Annotated in this window: 17 protein-coding genes; 7 read left to right on the forward strand and 10 right to left on the reverse strand. The window is 63.6% G+C overall.

Annotation, left to right across the window (positions count from 1 at the left end; genetic code table 11):
• Window positions 1–46: 46 nt before the first annotated feature.
• Window positions 47–1,405: a M20/M25/M40 family metallo-hydrolase gene (locus F7P65_RS12805; protein WP_150292274.1), complete on the forward strand. Its 1,359-nt coding sequence runs from the start codon at window positions 47–49 to the stop codon at window positions 1,403–1,405.
• A gap of 37 nt (window positions 1,406–1,442) precedes the next feature.
• On the opposite strand, the gene leuA is transcribed toward F7P65_RS12805, so the two are convergent.
• From leuA to miaA, 7 genes are all read right to left on the reverse strand, one after another.
• Window positions 1,443–3,116 (reverse strand): 2-isopropylmalate synthase, encoded by a 1,674-nt coding sequence (gene leuA, locus F7P65_RS12810; RefSeq protein WP_150292276.1) that lies wholly within the window; start codon window positions 3,114–3,116, stop codon window positions 1,443–1,445.
• Window positions 3,117–3,400: 284 nt separating this feature from the next.
• On the reverse strand, window positions 3,401–4,024 hold the full coding sequence (locus tag F7P65_RS12815) for a YceI family protein (RefSeq protein WP_150292278.1): 624 nt from the start codon (window positions 4,022–4,024) through the stop codon (window positions 3,401–3,403).
• Between the two features lie 113 nt (window positions 4,025–4,137).
• A complete protein-coding gene (gene ilvC, locus F7P65_RS12820; protein ID WP_150292280.1) occupies window positions 4,138–5,157 on the reverse strand; it encodes a ketol-acid reductoisomerase in 1,020 nt (339 codons plus the stop codon).
• A gap of 170 nt (window positions 5,158–5,327) precedes the next feature.
• Entirely contained in the window at window positions 5,328–5,843 is a 516-nt protein-coding gene (gene ilvN / locus F7P65_RS12825) for an acetolactate synthase small subunit (protein ID WP_150292282.1), read from the reverse strand.
• Window positions 5,843–6,187: a hypothetical protein gene (locus F7P65_RS12830; protein WP_150292284.1), complete on the reverse strand. Its 345-nt coding sequence runs from the start codon at window positions 6,185–6,187 to the stop codon at window positions 5,843–5,845. Before F7P65_RS12830 ends, ilvN begins: the two co-directional genes overlap by 1 nt.
• Before the next feature lie 10 nt (window positions 6,188–6,197).
• A complete protein-coding gene (locus tag F7P65_RS12835; protein WP_150292286.1) occupies window positions 6,198–7,946 on the reverse strand; it encodes an acetolactate synthase 3 large subunit in 1,749 nt (582 codons plus the stop codon).
• A gap of 102 nt (window positions 7,947–8,048) precedes the next feature.
• Complete coding sequence (gene miaA, locus F7P65_RS12840) at window positions 8,049–8,993, reverse strand: tRNA (adenosine(37)-N6)-dimethylallyltransferase MiaA (protein ID WP_150292288.1); 945 nt, start codon at window positions 8,991–8,993, stop codon at window positions 8,049–8,051.
• On the opposite strand from miaA, the gene serB reads away from it, so the two are divergent.
• From serB to F7P65_RS12855, 3 genes are all read left to right on the forward strand, one after another.
• Entirely contained in the window at window positions 8,992–9,870 is an 879-nt protein-coding gene (gene serB / locus F7P65_RS12845; RefSeq protein WP_150292290.1) for a phosphoserine phosphatase SerB, read from the forward strand. The genes miaA and serB overlap by 2 nt on opposite strands.
• Window positions 9,871–10,034: 164 nt before the next feature.
• A complete protein-coding gene (locus F7P65_RS12850) occupies window positions 10,035–10,295 on the forward strand; it encodes a hypothetical protein (protein WP_150292292.1) in 261 nt (86 codons plus the stop codon).
• 164 nt (window positions 10,296–10,459) lie between these two features.
• Window positions 10,460–11,848 carry a L,D-transpeptidase scaffold domain-containing protein gene (locus F7P65_RS12855; protein WP_476749603.1) on the forward strand — a complete coding sequence of 463 codons (1,389 nt, stop codon included), beginning with the start codon at window positions 10,460–10,462 and terminating at the stop codon, window positions 11,846–11,848.
• Between the two features lie 7 nt (window positions 11,849–11,855).
• Here F7P65_RS12855 and F7P65_RS12860 read toward each other — a convergent pair whose 3' ends face one another.
• Window positions 11,856–12,617, reverse strand: coding sequence for a MauE/DoxX family redox-associated membrane protein (locus F7P65_RS12860; RefSeq protein WP_150292296.1), 762 nt, complete (start codon window positions 12,615–12,617; stop codon window positions 11,856–11,858).
• A gap of 70 nt (window positions 12,618–12,687) precedes the next feature.
• Here F7P65_RS12860 and F7P65_RS12865 point away from each other — a divergent pair, with 70 nt between their 5' ends.
• A complete protein-coding gene (locus F7P65_RS12865; protein WP_150292298.1) occupies window positions 12,688–13,089 on the forward strand; it encodes a MerR family transcriptional regulator in 402 nt (133 codons plus the stop codon).
• A 15-nt stretch (window positions 13,090–13,104) separates the two neighbouring features.
• On the opposite strand, the gene ruvX is transcribed toward F7P65_RS12865, so the two are convergent.
• Window positions 13,105–13,575 carry a Holliday junction resolvase RuvX gene (gene ruvX, locus F7P65_RS12870; protein WP_150292302.1) on the reverse strand — a complete coding sequence of 157 codons (471 nt, stop codon included), beginning with the start codon at window positions 13,573–13,575 and terminating at the stop codon, window positions 13,105–13,107.
• A 2-nt stretch (window positions 13,576–13,577) separates the two neighbouring features.
• Window positions 13,578–14,696 carry a DUF3089 domain-containing protein gene (locus tag F7P65_RS12875; RefSeq protein WP_150292419.1) on the reverse strand — a complete coding sequence of 373 codons (1,119 nt, stop codon included), beginning with the start codon at window positions 14,694–14,696 and terminating at the stop codon, window positions 13,578–13,580.
• 101 nt (window positions 14,697–14,797) lie between these two features.
• On the opposite strand from F7P65_RS12875, the gene gatC reads away from it, so the two are divergent.
• Entirely contained in the window at window positions 14,798–15,085 is a 288-nt protein-coding gene (gatC, locus tag F7P65_RS12880; RefSeq protein ID WP_150292304.1) for an Asp-tRNA(Asn)/Glu-tRNA(Gln) amidotransferase subunit GatC, read from the forward strand.
• Complete coding sequence (gene gatA, locus F7P65_RS12885; protein ID WP_150292306.1) at window positions 15,085–16,572, forward strand: Asp-tRNA(Asn)/Glu-tRNA(Gln) amidotransferase subunit GatA; 1,488 nt, start codon at window positions 15,085–15,087, stop codon at window positions 16,570–16,572. Before gatC ends, gatA begins: the two co-directional genes overlap by 1 nt.
• Window position 16,573 lies beyond the last annotated feature (1 nt).

The raw sequence follows: 16,573 nt of genomic DNA on the forward strand, positions 1-16,573 counted from the left end.
GCTATGCCACACAGGGCGGTGAAATCCAGCGGGGAGTTGCGCGTTGATGAGAGGTTGGGTGGTTCTGGCGGCGCTGATGTTGCCCCAGGCTGCGCAGGCGGCGGGCGACCCTGCGTTGGCGAAAACGGTGCTGATGAAGTCCATCTCGTTTCGGACGGTGGAGGGGGCGGGGCAGGTTCCCGCGCTTGCCGCTTATTATGCCTCGATCCTGCGGGAGAGCGGTTTTGCGGCGGGCGACATAGAGATCACGCCGATGGGGGAAACCGCCACGCTGGCCGCGACAATCCGGGGCAGCGACCCGACGCTCAAGCCGCTGCTGATGATCGGCCATATGGATGTGGTGGCGGCGAATGCTGCGGACTGGAAGCGCGACCCCTTCAAGCCGGTCGAGGACAATGGCTATATTTTCGGGCGGGGTGCGGAGGACAATAAATATGATGTCGCCATGATGGTGGCGACCATGGCGGGTTTGAAGCGCGCTGGCTGGCAGCCGCGCCGGAGTGCCATCCTGCTGCTGTCGGGCGATGAGGAAACCCATATGGCGACGACCCGGGCGCTGGCGGAGAAATATAAGGATGCCGAATTGTTGCTGAATGGCGATGGCGGCGGGGGCCTGTTGGATGAGGGCGGCCAGCCGGTGCTGTTCCAGTTGCAGGCAGGCGAAAAAACCTATGCCGATTTCGAGATCGGCTTTACCGATCCCGGCGGTCACAGCAGCGCGCCGACGCCGGGCAATCCCATCTATCGCATGGCGCGGGTGATCGACCGGATCGCGGCCTATCGCTTCGTGCCGATGCGCAATGAACTGACCAAGGCGTCCCTGCTTCTGTCCGCCGACCGGATCGGTGGGGAGGTCGGGGTGGCGATGCGCAGCTATGCGAAAAACGGGGACAGGAAATCGGCTGATATACTGTCCGAATTTCCGGAATTTATCGGGCAGGTGCGGACCACCTGCGTCGCCACCATGGCGCAGGCGGGCCATGCGCTGAACGCGTTGCCGCAAAGCGCGAAGCTCAGCGTCAATTGCCGGATTTTCCCCGGTGTGTCGGTCGGAACGGTCAAGGCCGAACTGATGCGCGTCATCGCCGATCCGAGTGCGTCGATGACGCTGCTCGACAACCCATTGAGCAGCGATGCCTCCCCGCTGCGGTCGGATGTCATGCAAGCGGTGACGGCAGCGGTCGCGGCGCGGGCTCCCGCCATTCCGGTCATCCCCACCATGTCGGCGGGCGCGACGGACAGCCTTTATTTTCGGGCCTTGGGCATCCCCAGCTATGGGGTCTCAAGCCTGTTCCAGCGCGGCGAGGACGGCTTTGCCCATGGGCTGGACGAGCGGGTGCCGGTGGCCGGCATTCCCGCGGCGCTCGATCAGTGGGAGAGAGTGGCGAAGGCGTTGGCGCAATAACCTCCCGCCCACCAGGGGCGAGCGGGAGGGGAAAGGGTCAGCGCTGCGCCGCCACGCTGTTCGCCGCCGACAACACGGCCTGGACCGAGGCGGTTGCGATATCGGTGTCGGTGCCGATGCCGAAGATGGTACGTCCATCGGGCGTGCGGCATTCGACATAGGCAGCGGCGGCAACATCCGTGCCCGCGCCGATGGCATGTTCGCTATAGTCCGCGACCTCCAGATCGACGCCCAGTTCATCGCGCAGAGCAGCCAGCACCGAGGAGATCAGGCCGTTGCCGCGCCCGGAAATGGAGCGCTCGCCACCCTTGTGCGTGATCTTGCCCGTGAAGATGCGGTCGCCCGCCGCGCCGCTCTCATGATAGTCGATCAGGCTGTAGGACTGTTCGCCTGCCAAGCGGTAATGATCCTCGAACGCGTTCCAGATGTCGGCGGCGTTCAGTTCACGGCTGCTCTCGTCGGCCAGCGCCTGCACCACCTTGGAAAAGTCGGCCTGCATCCGCTTGGGCAGCTTCAGCCCCTTGTCCTGTTGCAGCACCCATGCCACGCCGCCCTTGCCGGACTGCGAGTTCACGCGGATCACGGCCTCATAATCGCGGCCCAGATCCTTGGGATCGATGGGCAGATAGGGCACATCCCAGATCTGGTCGTTGCGCGCTTCCTGTGCAGCGAACCCCTTCTTGATCGCGTCCTGATGCGAGCCGGAGAAGGCGGTGAACACCAGTTCGCCCGCATAGGGATGGCGCGGATGGACTGGCAGCTGGTTGCAATATTCGACGGTCTGGATGACTTCGTCGATGTCGGAGAAGTCCAGTCCCGGATTGATGCCCTGCGTGTACATGTTCAGGGCCACGGTCACCAGATCGCAATTGCCGGTGCGCTCGCCATTGCCGAACAGGCAGCCCTCGACACGGTCCGCGCCCGCCATCAGGCCCAGTTCGGCAGCAGCAACGCCGGTGCCCCGGTCATTATGGGTGTGCAGCGAGATCACCACGCTGTCGCGCCTGGAAATATTGCGGCAGATCCATTCGATCTGGTCGGCATAGATATTGGGGGTCGCCGCCTCGACCGTGGCGGGCAGGTTCAGGATCAGCGGACGTTCGGGCGTCGGTTGCAGGATTTCCATCACTGCTTCGCAGCATTCCAGGCTGAAATCCAGCTCGGCGGTCGAGAAGGTTTCCGGCGAATATTCGAAATGCCAGTCGGTGTTGGGCTGCTTCGCCGCATTGTCGCGCAGCAGCTTGGCCGCGGTGATCGCGATTTCCTTGATCTGCGGCCGGTCCATCTGGAACACGATGTTGCGCCAGGCGGGCGACACGGCGTTGTAGACATGGACGATGGCCTTCTTCGCGCCGCGCAGGGATTCGAAGGTGGTGGCGATCAAATCTTCGCGCGCCTGGGTCAGCACCTGGGGGAACACATCGTCGGGGATCGCGCCATCGCGCACCAGTCCGGAGATGAAGTCGAACTCGGTCGCGCCCGCGCTGGGGAAGCCGACCTCGATTTCCTTGACGCCGACCTTCACCAGCAGATCGAAGAAGCGGCGCTTCTTTTCCGCGTTCATCGGGTCGATCAGCGACTGGTTGCCGTCGCGCATATCGGTCGACAGCCAGCGCGGCGGCGCGGTGATGACGTTCGAGGGCCATTGGCGATTGGGCAGATCGACCTGCGGGAAGGCGCGATATTTCAGCGAGGGATCGTTCAGCATCATGGCGAATATAACTTCTCTGCATTCGAGCGGCCGCAGCCTGCCCGGTGGTACGACTATCTGCTTGATTATGCCCTTAGGCGTATGGCCGCATCATTCAAGCGAAGAGCAGCACAAAAACCACGCCTAAGGGCGTGTAAGTCGTAGCAGGGAAAGAAGCGCGCACTGCATGATGGATTGCCCTTAACCTTTTTTGGGGCTGCTCGTCCAGTCCTTCTTGCAGCCGAAGGCCGGAAAGGCGTCGGTGGGCGGGTCTAACGCGCGCGCCCACCGATGCGGGGTTTCGCTTATTTCTGGAAGGCTGCGACGATCTTCAGTTCCACATTGTCGCCGATCATCGGCACGCCATAGCCCATGTTGAAATCGCTGCGCTTGACGGCGGTGGTGGCGACGAAGCCGATATTTTCCTTGCCGCCCATCATGGCCGGCGCCTTGCCCGCGCCGTAGAATTCAGCGTCCAGCGTCACCGGCTTGGTCACGCCCTTGATGGTCAGGTTGCCGGTGATTTCCGCTTCCGAACCCTGCACCTTCACGCCGGTCGACACGAAGGTCGCCTTGGGGAATTTGGCGGAATCGAAAAAATCCGGCTTCATCAGATGCTCGTCGAGCTTGGCGACGCCGGTCCGCAGGTTGGCGACCGGAACGTCGACCGAAACCTTGGCGGCGGAGGGATTTTTGGGATCGAGCGTCAGCGTGCCGGACGATTCGGCGATGACGCCCATATTGTTGGAAAAGCCCATATGGTCATAGGCGAACAGGATCTGGGTGTGGCCGGGATCGATCGTGTAGGTGCCGGCGGTGACGCGAGCGGGGTCCTTCGCGCCGGGCGCGGGCGGCATTTGCTGGGCGACGACGACGCTGCCGCCGGCAATGGCGATAAGGGCGGCGGCGGGGATCAGGAACTTGCGCATAAGCGATGCTCTCCAAAAGCGATCAAGGGACGCTGCCAGAATAGCAACGTCCCTTGATTGTTCCAGAGGCGTAACCGGAAACGAAGGGTTACCGGTTACGCATTTGGCGAGGCTTAGTTCTTGTCCTTGTCGACCAGCTTGTTCGCGCCGATCCAGGGCATCATGGCGCGCAGCTGTTCGCCGGTCTGCTCGATCTGGTGGCGCTTGGCGGCAATGCGGCTGGCCTTGAGTTCCGGCTGGCCGGCGCGGTTGTCGAGCACGAAGTCCTTGACGAAGCGGCCCGACTGGATGTCGGCGAGGACGCGCTTCATTTCCTTCTTCGTTTCTTCGGTGATGATGCGCGGACCGGTCTTGATGTCGCCATATTCGGCGGTGTTCGAGATCGAGTAGCGCATGTTGGCGATACCGCCTTCATACATCAGGTCGACGATCAGCTTCAGCTCGTGGAGGCATTCGAAATAGGCCATTTCCGGGGCGTAGCCAGCCTCGACCAGTGTTTCGAAGCCAGCCTGCACCAGCGCGGTGGCGCCGCCGCACAGCACGGCCTGCTCACCGAACAGGTCGGTTTCGCACTCTTCGCGGAAATTGGTTTCGATGATGCCGCTGCGACCGCCGCCGACGCCGCTGGCGTAGGACAGGGCGATGTCATGGGCGTTGCCGGTCGCATCCTGGTGGATGGCGATCAGGCAGGGCACGCCGCCGCCCTTCACATATTCGCCGCGGACGGTGTGGCCGGGACCCTTGGGCGCGATCATGATGACGTCGACATCCTTGCGCGGCTCGATCAGGCCGAAATGGACGTTGAGGCCGTGCGCGAAAGCCAGCGCGGCGCCGGGCTTCAGATTCGCATGAATGTCATTGGCGTAGATTTCGGCCTGATGCTCATCGGGCGCGAGAATCATGAACACGTCAGCCCAGGCCGCCGCGTCGGCGTTCGACAGCACCTTGAAGCCAGCGCCTTCCGCCTTCTTGGCGCTGGCGGAACCGGCGCGCAGGGCGATGGCGACTTCGGCGACGCCGGAGTCGCGCAGGTTCTGCGCATGAGCGTGGCCCTGCGAGCCATAGCCGAGGATGGCGACCTTCTTGCCCTTGATCAGGCCGATGTCCGCGTCGCGGTCGTAATAAACCTTCATTTGACGTTCCTTCTTTCAGTCCAGTTGGCACCTTGCGGAGCCTTGATTAGCGAGGGATGTCCTTGTGCGGGAGGCTTGTGGCCCTCGCCCTCCCGCCGATTTGCGGTATCGAAAAGAGGCAAGTGACTCTTTTCGACATCCCTCGCCCACAAGGGGGAGGGGTTATTTCTTCAGTTCGGCTCCTTGCCGCGGATCAGGCCGACGACGCCGGTGCGGCCGACTTCGACCAGGCCGATCTGGCGCATCAGGCCGATGAAATTGTCGATCTTATCCGTGGTGCCGGTGATCTCGAAGATGAAGCTTTCGATCGTGGTGTCGACCACCTTGGCGCGGAACACGTCGGCCAGGCGCAGCGCTTCGATCCGGTCCTCGCCCACGCCCGCAACCTTGACCAGCGCCAGTTCGCGCTCGACGAAGGGGCCATTGTCGGTAAGGTCGGTGACCTTGTGCACCGGCACCAGCCGGTCGAGCTGCGCGATGATCTGGTCGATCACCTTGGGCGGACCGCTGGTGACGATGGTGATGCGGCTGATCGCATGATCGGGGGTAATGTCCGCCACGGTCAGGCTGTCGATATTATAGCCGCGCGCGGTGAACAGGCCCGCGATGCGCGCCAATATGCCCGCTTCGTTCGAAACCGTCAGCGACAGGACGTGTCGCTCGCTATATTCTTCCTGAATGTGCATCAGATCGTTCCGTTATCCGGTTCTTCGCGCTCATGGCGCTCTGAAATCATGCCCGTGAAGGCGTAGTGCCAGCCGCCGTCGTCCCTGTGTGCGAGCCGTACCGGGAAGCCTGCTATGGCGTCGAACATCCGCGCCAGATGCTCGCCCACATAGCGGGGGCTGACCAGCAGGCGGCCGATATGGCGCTCGTGATAATCGAAGCCGGCATCCAGATGGACTTCCCAATCCTCATTCTCCGGATCTTCATGGTCCACCGTCCAACCCGTCAGGTCGGACGTGCCTGCGATCCGTTCGAAATCGAAGGGTTCGTTCACATGGATGCGGAGCTTCAGATGAGCGGTCACACCGAAATCCTCACACCAAAGCCTTCGCCTCGTCCGACATGATCCCTTCGACCTGGCTGGGGTCGAGCAGCATGTCGGTATGCGCTGCGCCCGACGGGATCATCGGGAAGCAGTTGGACAGCTTCGCCACGCGGCAGTCCACGAGCACCGGTCCGGGCGTGTCGATCATCTGGGCAATGCCCGCCTCCAGTTCCTGCGGCCCTTCGATGCGGATGCCGGTCCAGCCATAAGCCTCCGCCAGCTTCACGAAATCGGGCAGGCTGTCCGAATAGCTGTTGGAATAACGGCTTTCATAGGTCAGTTCCTGCCACTGGCGGACCATGCCCATATATTCATTGTTCAGGATGAAGATCTTGACCGGCAGGCGATATTGGCTGGCGGTGCCCATTTCCTGAATGTTCATCTGGATCGAGGCATCGCCCGCGACGCAGACGACCAGGCTGTCGGGATTGCCAACCTGCGCGCCGATGGCGGCGGGGAAGCCATAGCCCATGGTGCCGAGGCCGCCCGAGGTCAGCCATTTATTGGGTTCGTCGAAGCCGAAATGTTGCGCCGCCCACATCTGATGCTGGCCGACTTCGGTGGTGATGATGACGTCCTTGGCCGAACGCGACGCCCTGTAAAGCTGCGCGATGGCCTCCTGCGGCATGATCTCCTCTCCGCTTTCGGGATAGGCGAGGCTGTTGCGCGCGCGCCAGCCGTCGATCCGCGCCCACCATTCGGTAAGGTCCGCCGCCTTGTGACCGCGATCCTTCCACAGCGCGATCATGTCGCTGAGCGCGCTGGCAACGTCCGCGACAATGGGCAGGTCGACCTCGACGGTCTTGTTGATCGAGCTGCGGTCTATGTCGATGTGGATTTTCTGCGCAAAGGGCGCAAAGGCGTCCAACCGCCCGGTCACGCGGTCGTCGAAGCGGGCGCCGACGCAGACGATCAGGTCCGCCTTGTTCATCGCCCAATTGGCTTCATAGGTGCCGTGCATGCCCAGCATGCCGATCCACTGGTCCGACGAAGCCGGGAAAGCGCCGAGGCCCATCAGTGTCGAGGTGACGGGCGCGCCGGTCAGCGCGGCGATCTCCCGCAGGAGTTCGGATGCCTCGGGCCCCGAGTTGATGACGCCGCCGCCGGTGTAGAAGATCGGGCGTTCGGCCGCGGCCAGCATCTCGACCGCGCTGGCGATGGCGCCGGCATCCGCCTTGATCTGTGGGCGGTAGCTGGCATGTTCGAACGTCTCGGGCTTTTCATAAGGCGCGGTCGCAATCTGGACATTTTTGGGAATGTCGACGACGACCGGACCTGGGCGGCCCGTGGTGGCGATATGAAAGGCTTCATGGACGACGCCGGCCAGTTTGGCGGGCGACTTCACCAGATAATTATGCTTCGAACAGTGGCGCGTGATGCCGATCGTGTCCGCTTCCTGGAAAGCGTCCGTGCCGATCAGTTGCGTCGGAACCTGCCCGGTGATGACGACCATCGGGATGGAATCCATCAGCGCATCGGTGATGCCGGTGACGGCATTGGTCGCGCCGGGGCCGGAGGTGACGAGGACGACGCCGGGCTTGCCGGTCGAACGGGCATAGCCTTCCGCCATGTGGGTCGCGCCCTGTTCATGACGGACGAGGACGTGGCGGATCTTCGGATGATTGAAGAGTGCGTCATAAATGGGCAGCACCGCGCCGCCCGGATAACCGAACACGACTTCGACCCCCAGGTCGATCAGGCACTCAACCAATATGTCCGCGCCGCTCTTTTCGGCCACGATAAAATCCTTCCGCTGGATGCAAGGCAAGGCCATTTGCGCCAGAGATGGCGCGTTGGCAAGGCGGCTGCGTCTATTGGACATAAAATGGCAAGTCAAGAACTATTGTTGTAATTTAATTACCAATTTATTGATAATTTCATCATCAATCTGTCGCGTTTCGCGATGCCAATCCGCCGGGGGCTGGCGCGAGAACCAGGTATATTGGCGCTTGGCATATTGGCGGGTGGCGATGCGGCCGCGTTCGACCATGGTGTCGCGGTCAATCTCTCCAGCCAGCCAGGCGGCCATTTCCGGCACGCCGATGGCGCGCATGACGGGCAGGTCGGGCGAGAGGGTCCGGGCCAGCAGGGTCTCGACTTCCGCCACGGCGCCGTTCTCGATCATCTGTTCGAAACGAAGGTCGCAGCGCGCGATCAGCCAGTCGCGCGGAGGAAGGAGGATGAGCGGAGAGAGGGAGATGCGGTGGCCCAAGCCGCCGCTCTTCTGTTTTTGCCATTCGCGCAGGGGCTTGCCGGTCGAACGGACAACCTCCAGCGCGCGGGCTACGCGCGTGGTGTCGGCAGGAGCGAGGCGTGCGGCGGCCTCGGGGTCTTCATGCGAGAGGGCGGCATGGGCGTCCGCCACCGGCATGGCGCGGATGGCGGCGCGAACGGCGGGATCAATGTCCGGTACCGGCGCGATGCCGTCGAGCAAGGTGCGCAGATAAAGCCCCGTGCCGCCGACTAATATGGGAAGGCGGCCCTCCTCATGCGCCCGGTCCACCTCCGCGCGGGCTTCGTCGGCCCAGCGGGCGGCGGTGCAGGCTTCCGCGCCGTCTATATGGCCGAAAAGACGGTGTGGAACGCCAATCATCTCCTCTTCGCTCGGGCGGGCGGAGAGAATCTGGAGGTCGGCATAGACCTGACTTGCGTCGGCGTTGATGACGATGCCGTTCATCGCACGGGCGAGGGCAATGGCAAGCGCGCTCTTGCCGCTGGCGGTAGGCCCGGCAATAAGCGCGACGCGCGGGCGGGATTCGCCCTTATCTGTTTCAGGAGTGTCCATGTTCGTCGCGACCTTAGTGGCAAGTGCTGCCTTGAGTCAGGAGGATATTGCGGAGGCCGCCGGACGGCTGGCGACCGCAGGCTGCGCGCCGGTGGATAGCGCGTGGCTGGACGAGGGCAAGGCGGCTGACATTTTCTTCGGGGCCGACCCCACGGCGGCGCGGGCGGCACTGACCGGGATCGGTGACAGGGTCGATGTGATCGTGCAACGCGCTGAAGGGCGCGAGAAGAAGCTGCTGATCGCCGACATGGACTCCACCATGATTACCGTCGAATGCATCGACGAACTGGCGGATTATGCCGGAATCAAGCCGCAGATCGCAGAGATCACTGAACGGGCGATGCGCGGCGAGCTGGATTTCGCGGGAGCGCTGCATGAGCGTGTGGCGCTGCTCAAGGGGCTGGCGGATGCCGCCATCGACCAGTGCCGGGAAGAACGGGTCGTCATCATGGGCGGCGCCAGGGCGCTCGTGCGTACGATGAAGGCGCGGGGCGCGAAGACGTTGCTGGTGTCGGGCGGTTTCACGCGCTTCACCGGGCCGGTGGCGGAGGAGATCGGGTTCGATGCCGCGGTTGCCAACGTGCTGGAGATTGCGGACGGCGCCTTGCTGGGTACGGTGACGGTGCCGATCGTGGATGCCGCGCGCAAGCGGGCGGAACTGGAAGCGGCTATCGAGGATGGCATCGACCGGGCGCTGACTCTGGCCGTAGGTGACGGCGCGAACGATATTCCGATGATCCAGGGCGCGGGGCTGGGCGTTGCCTATCACGCCAAACCCAAGACGCGGGAGGCGGCCGCTGCGGAGATCGTGCATGGCGATCTTTCCGTATTGCTTTATGCGCAGGGGATTCCCTCCGCAGAATGGGTTGAAGCCTGAGGTTAACCCAAATTAGGAGCGGCTAGGCGCTAGTTGAGCACGTTTCGTCGTCATTGCGCGTGCGTCATGGAATCCAATCCGCCCTTCGGTCGTTACGATTCCGCTGCAATCGGCAGCGTCCAATCTAGCCGGCGCGCGGTCCTCGAAGCGCCAAGGGAGAGGGTATGAAGATCAGGTTATTGGCACTTCTCGGCGGCACGGCGCTCGCTCTGAGCGCTTGCGCGTCGACGAGGGATGAACCTGTCGCGCCAGCGCCGCCGGTCGGCCCGGGCGCGATTGCCGGCACGGTCGCCGCCGACCGCAATGGCGATGGCATTGTCGATGGCTATTATTCGCCCGACGGCATGTATCATGAAATCCAGGGGCCGCCCTGTCCGCCCCCGCCGCCGCCTCCGCCGGCCTCGCGTCGTGGAGAACGCGGCTGACACAGTCTACCCTTCGGGCGCGGCATCATCGCCGCGCCCCCATTTTTTGTACGATCCTGCTTCCGGCGCTGTTGCTGACGACATGGCCCGGACCCGTATTCGCACAATCCGCCGCCGCTTCAGACGCCGCGCGCACCAGCGTGGCAGGGGAAATCCGGTCATCAGTGAGCGGCAAACTCAGGGATTTCTACGGCCCGCGCGGTTATTGGCCGCTCTGGATCGAGAAGGGCAAGGTCGGGCCGCAAGGCGATGCATTGATCGGCCTGATCGAAAGCGCGGATGCCGATGGATTGAGGCCCAGGGATTATGATCCCCGCCAGTTGAGAAGCTTGATGGAGGAGGCCGACGCAAGCGGCGATCCCAAGCTGTTGGCGCGGGCCGACCTTGCCTTTTCCAGGGCCTTTGCGGCGTTGGTCAGCGACATGCGCAAGCCTTCGCGAAGGGTGAAGGTGCGTTATCTCGATCCGGAGGTGGAGCCTAAGAACGAGGAACCGCGAGATATTTTGCGGGCGGCCGCCGTGGCGCCATCCTTTGTCGACTATGTGCGCACTATCGGCTGGATGAGTCCCTTCTATGTGAATCTGCGCAATGTGCGAGCCGGTTTTGCGGAGCGCTGGAGCGGGCTGCCGCAAGACGCCGTGCCGACCGGTGTGAAGATGCGTCCCGGCATGAAGTCCGGCGCGGCGTCCCTGCGCCGACGGCTGGGGCTGGAAAGCGGCGCGGCCTATGACAAGGCGCTGGTCGCGAAGGTGAAGGCCTTTCAGGGCGACCATGGGTTGAAGGAGGATGGGGTCGCGGGCGCGGCGACGGTTGAGGCGCTCAACCGGGGCGACGATTATTATGATCGGGCGATCGCGCTCAATCTGGAACGCGCGCGTCTGTTGCCGGGGCCTTATGTGCGTCATGTGGTGGTCGATGCGGCCTCCGCGCGGCTCTGGTATTTCAGCAAGGGGGAGCAGGACGGGACGATGAAGGTCGTCGTCGGCGCCAGGGAAAGCCAGACACCGATGATGGCGGGCATGATCCGCTATGCGACACTGAACCCCTATTGGAACGTGCCCTCTGACCTCGTCGAACGGAAGCTGGCGCCCAGGATGCTGGCGGGGGGCAGCTTCACGAAGAAACATTATGAGGCGCTGTCCGACTGGAGCGCCAGTGCGCAGCGGCTCGATCCGACGAGCATCGACTGGCGCGCGGTGGCCGATGGGCGCACCGAACTGCGCGTGCGGCAACTGCCCGGCGGCAACAATGCCATGGGGAAGGTCAAGTTCATGTTCCCCAATGATCTGGGCATCTACCTGCACGATACGCCTTCGCGCGATCTGCTGGCGAAACCGGCGCGGCAGTTCAGCAATGGCTGCGTGCGGCTGGAGGATGCGGAGCGGCTGGGCCGCTGGTTCTTCGGGAAACCGCTCAAGGCCGACAGCGACGAGCCGGAGCAGCATGAACCGCTGCCCCAGCCGGTGCCGGTGTATCTGACCTATCTGACGGCGGTGCCTTCCGGGGATGGGGTACAATTCCTGCCCGACGTCTACGGGCGGGATGCCATGTGAGCTTCCATCAAATCGTGAAGAGCATCCACAGCGCCATCGACACCATCATCAGATTTTCGGTGAGCGACACAAAGCCCAGCGGCACATTGCTGCCGCCGCCGACGCAGGCGCATTTGAGTTCGCGCTTCTCGATATAGACCGCCTTGAAGACCGACACCGCGCCGATTCCGCCGATGAACAGCGCGACCGGGATCGACAGCCAGTGGAGCATGCCGGTCAACATCAGTAGGCCCGCGCCCAGTTCCAGGAAGGGATAGGCACGCCCATAGGGTATATAGCGACGGGCGAGCAGGTCATAGTTCAGGAACATGGTCGCAAAGCGTTCCACATCCTGCAATTTCAGCATGGCGAGCAGCATCATGGTGATGGCGATGAAGCGTTCCACCGTGGCGACGCCGATCAGCGGCGCGGCGATCAGCCAGCTTGTCGCCAGCGCCAGCAGCGCGCCGACCGCAAACACGGCGAGAACGGGCCTGTAGCTGGTCGCGGCGGGATCGGCGACCTTCAGACCGAGGAAACGGCGTAGATCGTCATGGCCGCCGATCCGCTGGCCGTCGATGAAGATCTGGGGCGTCGTCTTGACGTCATGCGCCGCCTTGAAGGCATCGGTTTCGGCGCGGCTGGTCAGCCAGCGATCCTCAACCTCATAACCCTTGTGCTTGAGCAGCCAACGCGCCTTCAGGCCATAGGGGCAGACATGGCCCGGCATCACCATGCGGTAGAGCGTGGCGCGTTTGGCCGGGGTCGTGGCGGCGGCGGAGGTCGTCATGGCATCGTTTCCCTTGGAATAAAATCCGATGCTGCCCATATGGGTTCCGTACTATGGTACGGAGTCAAGCATGGCAATGACGATTTCTGGTCTGGCGCGCGCAGGCGGCGTGGGGATCGAGACGGTGCGCTTCTATCAGCGGCGGGGTTTGCTCGACAGGCCGGATCGGCCGGAGAGTGGCGGGATTTCCGGCGGGGTGCGGCGCTATGCGGATGAGGATGTGCGGCGGTTGAGGTTCATCCGTTCGGCGCAGGCGGCGGGCTTCACGCTGGAGCAGATCGGGGAATTGCTGCGATTGGACGCCGGGCAGGATCGGACACGGGCGCGGGAACTGGCGGCGGAGCGATTGGCGGCGCTGGATCTCAAAATCGCGGAATTGCAGACGGCGCGGGATAGCCTGCGGCGATTGGCGAGCGCCTGCCATGCCTCGGAAGAGGGGCCTTGCCCGATTATCGCAGCGTTTGAGGAGTAGCCTTCACCCCGTTCCTCAGAAGCCCGCCATCAGTCCGTCGATGGCGCCTTGCAGGATGTAACTGGCTGCGAGCTTGTCCACCAATTCGTCCCGCCGCGCCCGGCTCGCGTCAGCCTCCAGCAACGTCCGCGTCACCGCCTGCGTCGACCAGCGTTCGTCCCAGAGCAGGATCGGCAAACCCAGATCGGCTATATTGCGGCCAAAGGCACGGCTGGCCTGGCTGCGCGGGCTTTCGCTGCCGTCGAGGTTGAGCGGCAGGCCGATCACGACGCCCTTCACTTGCTGCTGTTCCATGAAGGCGGCCAGCGCGATCTTGTCCTTGCTGAACTTGCCCCGGCTGACGGTGTGCGCCGGGCTGGCGATGGACCAGCCCGCATCGCAGAGCGCAAGGCCGATGGTCTTGGTGCCGACGTCCAGCCCGATCAGGCGGCCGCCATGGGGCAGGGCTTCGCGGAAGATCGCGCGTTCGGCGGTGAGGATGGTCATGCTTACTTCTTCAAAAAGGCGGCGAGCCGCTGCTTTGCGTCCTCGCGGACATCGGCCCAGAACAGCGCATAGTCATAGACGTGATAATTATTGCCCGGCAAGGTGAACGGCCCCATGTCGACTGGTTCCCCGATCATCAGAACGCCGCTGGCATCGCACCGCGCGGGAACGATGCCGGGAAGCAGGCGCGCCGGCTTTTCCGCATCGCGGGCGTCCAGCGTGCCGCGATTGGCGCTGGCCGGCGCGGCTCCATTGACGACGCCGGTGATCGGATTGGTGCAGAGCATGTGCGTGCCCTTATGCGGCTTGCCGGTGAAACTGGGCTTGCGTTCGAAGCTTTCGATCACGGGAGAGGGATCGGCTGGCTCCGCATAGCTTTGCCAGCTCATGATGCAATGCGACTGATCGCGCCGTGCGCAGGCGGGAAGGCCGAGGGCTGGGAGGTCCGCTTCGACCGAGACTGGCCAGCCCACGGCGTAGACGGCGGCGATCCGGTCAGCGACGGGCTTGCCCGCGACCTGGTCTTTCAGCAGTTGGAGCAGGTGGCGCGACCCCTGGCTATGGGCGGCGAGGATCAGCGGGCCTTCGGGATTGGCCTTGAGGAAGGCGGCGAAGGCTTGGCTCACGTCGCGATAGGCGAGGGCAAGGGCCTGATCGCCCGCGGGCTTGTCGGTCAGGAAGGCGCCGTAATTGGCCTGGCGATAGCGGGGCGCCCAGATCGCACCGATCCCGTTGAAGGCGCTCGCCTGATTTTTCACGAAGCGGCGGGCGGTGGTCAGTGGTTCCCGATCGTCCAGCCGCATGTTCCAATGCGCATCGCCCAGCGTGGTGATGTAGGATGTCGGGTGGATGAAGAAGACCGCCGCTTTTTCCGCGGACGGGGCATCCTTCATTCCTTCCGGGGTCCAGAGCGCGGGATTGTCCTTCACCATGTCGGGACGGGCGATCCACATCTTCGGATCGTCATAGGCATTGGCGGGGAGTGGCGCGATCTGCGCAAGGGCTTCCCGCGGCACCATCACCATGCGGATCAGTTCCATGCCCCAGACCCGATAAACCAGCGATGCCCCGATCACGAGCACGATCAGCCCGGCAACGACGTAGAGGAACTTGCGGGCCAACAGGCGCTCTCCATGGTGGTTGGTATGTTTCTCTGTCTGGCGGAAGCGTGCCATGCGCGCAAGGACTTGAAGCAAGGGTGCGCCAATGGTAGCGGCGGCCCATGTCGATAGACCTTCAGACCGTGAAAAAGATCGCCAGCCTCTCGCGCATTTCGGTGACCGACGCCGAAGCCGAAGCGATGGTACCGGAACTCAACAACATCCTGGGCTGGGTGGAGCAATTGGGCGAGGTGGACGTGACCGGCATTGAGCCGATGACCGCCGTCATCCCCAATCATCAGCGCCTGCGCGAGGACGCCGTTACCGACGGCGATGTGCGCGACAAGGTGCTGGCCAATGCGCCGCAGGCTGAGCATGGCTTCTTCGCCGTGCCGAAGGTGATCGAATAATGAGCAATAATCTTACTGATCTGACGGTCGCGGAAATCCGCGACGGCTTCCGTGGCGGCGATTTTTCGGCGCGGGAAGTGGCTGAGGCGTTCAATGCCAATGTGGCGGGCGCCAAGGCGCTGAACGCCTTCATCGTCGAGACGCCGGAAAAGGCACTGGAAGCCGCCGATGCCGCCGACAAGGCGAAGGCGGCCGGCGAGGCGCTGGGCGCGCTCGCTGGCGTGCCGATCGGCATGAAGGACCTGTTCTGCACCGAGGGCGTGCAGACGACCGCCGCCAGCCACATGCTGGAAGGCTTCACGCCGACTTATGAGTCCACCGTTTCGGGCAAGCTCTGGGCAGCGGGCGCGGGCATGTTGGGCAAGCTCAACCTCGACCAGTTCGCCATGGGGTCGTCCAACGAGACGAGCTATTATGGCAATGTGATCTCGCCGTGGCGGCGTGGCGGCGGTGACAATGCCGCGCTGGCGCCGGGTGGTTCCTCGGGTGGTTCTTCGTCGGCCATCGCGGCGCGGCTCTGCCCGGCGGCGACCGGGACCGATACGGGCGGCTCGATCCGCCAGCCCGCCGCCTTCACCGGCATTTCGGGCATCAAGCCGACCTATGGCCGTTGCTCGCGCTGGGGCATCGTGGCTTTCGCCTCGTCGCTCGATCAGGCCGGGCCCATGGCGCGGACGGTGCGCGACAATGCGATCCTGCTGGAAACCATGTCGGGCTTCGATCCCAGGGATTCGACGTCGCTCGATCTGGCCGTGCCGCAGTGGGAAGCTAACCTCACGAGCGATCTCAAGGGCAAGAAGGTCGGCATTCCCAAGGAATATCGCCCCGATGGCCTGAACGCCGAAATCGCGGCGCTGTGGGATCGCGGCATCGAATGGCTGAAGGATGCGGGTGCCGAGGTTGTGGAAGTGTCGCTGCCGCACACGAAGTACGCGCTGCCGACCTATTATATCATCGCGCCGGCCGAGGCTTCCTCGAACCTCGCCCGCTATGACGGCGTGCGTTATGGCCAGCGCGACCTGCCCGATGGGGCGGGCTTGCAGGACATGTATGCCGCGACCCGCGCCTTGGGGTTCGGACCGGAGGTCAAGCGCCGCATCATGATCGGCACCTATGTGCTGTCGGCGGGCTTCTACGACGCCTACTACACGCAGGCGCAGAAGGTCCGGGCGCTGATCGCGCGCGATTTCGAACAGGCTTTTGAAAAGTGCGACCTGCTGCTGACGCCGACCGCGCCGAGCGCCTCCTTCGCGCTGGGCGAGAAGCAGGCCGATCCGCTCGCCATGTATCTGAACGACGTCTTCACCGTTCCGGCTTCGCTGGCCGGGCTGCCTGCCATGGCGGTGCCGGGCGGGCTGGACTCGCAAGGGCTGCCGCTGGGTCTCCAGATCATCGGCAAGGCGCTGGACGAGCAGACCGTGCTGAACGCGGGCCTCGCGATTGAAGAACGCGCGGGCTTTAACGCTCGACCGGACAAGTGGTGGTAAT

It is taken from the genome of Sphingobium estronivorans (assembly GCF_008692605.1).
GTDB lineage: Bacteria > Pseudomonadota > Alphaproteobacteria > Sphingomonadales > Sphingomonadaceae > Sphingobium > Sphingobium estronivorans.

Excerpts from the sequence above, each read along its gene's own strand:
- F7P65_RS12805 (WP_150292274.1), top strand. The coding sequence starts at position 47 with ATGAGAGGTTGGGTGGTTCTGGCGGCGCTGATGTTGCCCCAGGCTGCG.
- F7P65_RS12850 (WP_150292292.1), top strand. The coding sequence starts at position 10,035 with ATGAAGATCAGGTTATTGGCACTTCTCGGCGGCACGGCGCTCGCTCTG.
- ruvX (WP_150292302.1), bottom strand. The coding sequence starts at position 13,575 with ATGACCATCCTCACCGCCGAACGCGCGATCTTCCGCGAAGCCCTGCCC.
- F7P65_RS12860 (WP_150292296.1), bottom strand. The coding sequence starts at position 12,617 with ATGACGACCTCCGCCGCCGCCACGACCCCGGCCAAACGCGCCACGCTC.
- F7P65_RS12815 (WP_150292278.1), bottom strand. The coding sequence starts at position 4,024 with ATGCGCAAGTTCCTGATCCCCGCCGCCGCCCTTATCGCCATTGCCGGC.
- serB (WP_150292290.1), top strand. The coding sequence starts at position 8,992 with ATGTTCGTCGCGACCTTAGTGGCAAGTGCTGCCTTGAGTCAGGAGGAT.
- F7P65_RS12865 (WP_150292298.1), top strand. The coding sequence starts at position 12,688 with ATGGCAATGACGATTTCTGGTCTGGCGCGCGCAGGCGGCGTGGGGATC.
- miaA (WP_150292288.1), bottom strand. The coding sequence starts at position 8,993 with ATGGACACTCCTGAAACAGATAAGGGCGAATCCCGCCCGCGCGTCGCG.
- ilvC (WP_150292280.1), bottom strand. The coding sequence starts at position 5,157 with ATGAAGGTTTATTACGACCGCGACGCGGACATCGGCCTGATCAAGGGC.
- leuA (WP_150292276.1), bottom strand. The coding sequence starts at position 3,116 with ATGATGCTGAACGATCCCTCGCTGAAATATCGCGCCTTCCCGCAGGTC.
- gatA (WP_150292306.1), top strand. The coding sequence starts at position 15,085 with ATGAGCAATAATCTTACTGATCTGACGGTCGCGGAAATCCGCGACGGC.
- gatC (WP_150292304.1), top strand. The coding sequence starts at position 14,798 with ATGTCGATAGACCTTCAGACCGTGAAAAAGATCGCCAGCCTCTCGCGC.
- ilvN (WP_150292282.1), bottom strand. The coding sequence starts at position 5,843 with ATGCACATTCAGGAAGAATATAGCGAGCGACACGTCCTGTCGCTGACG.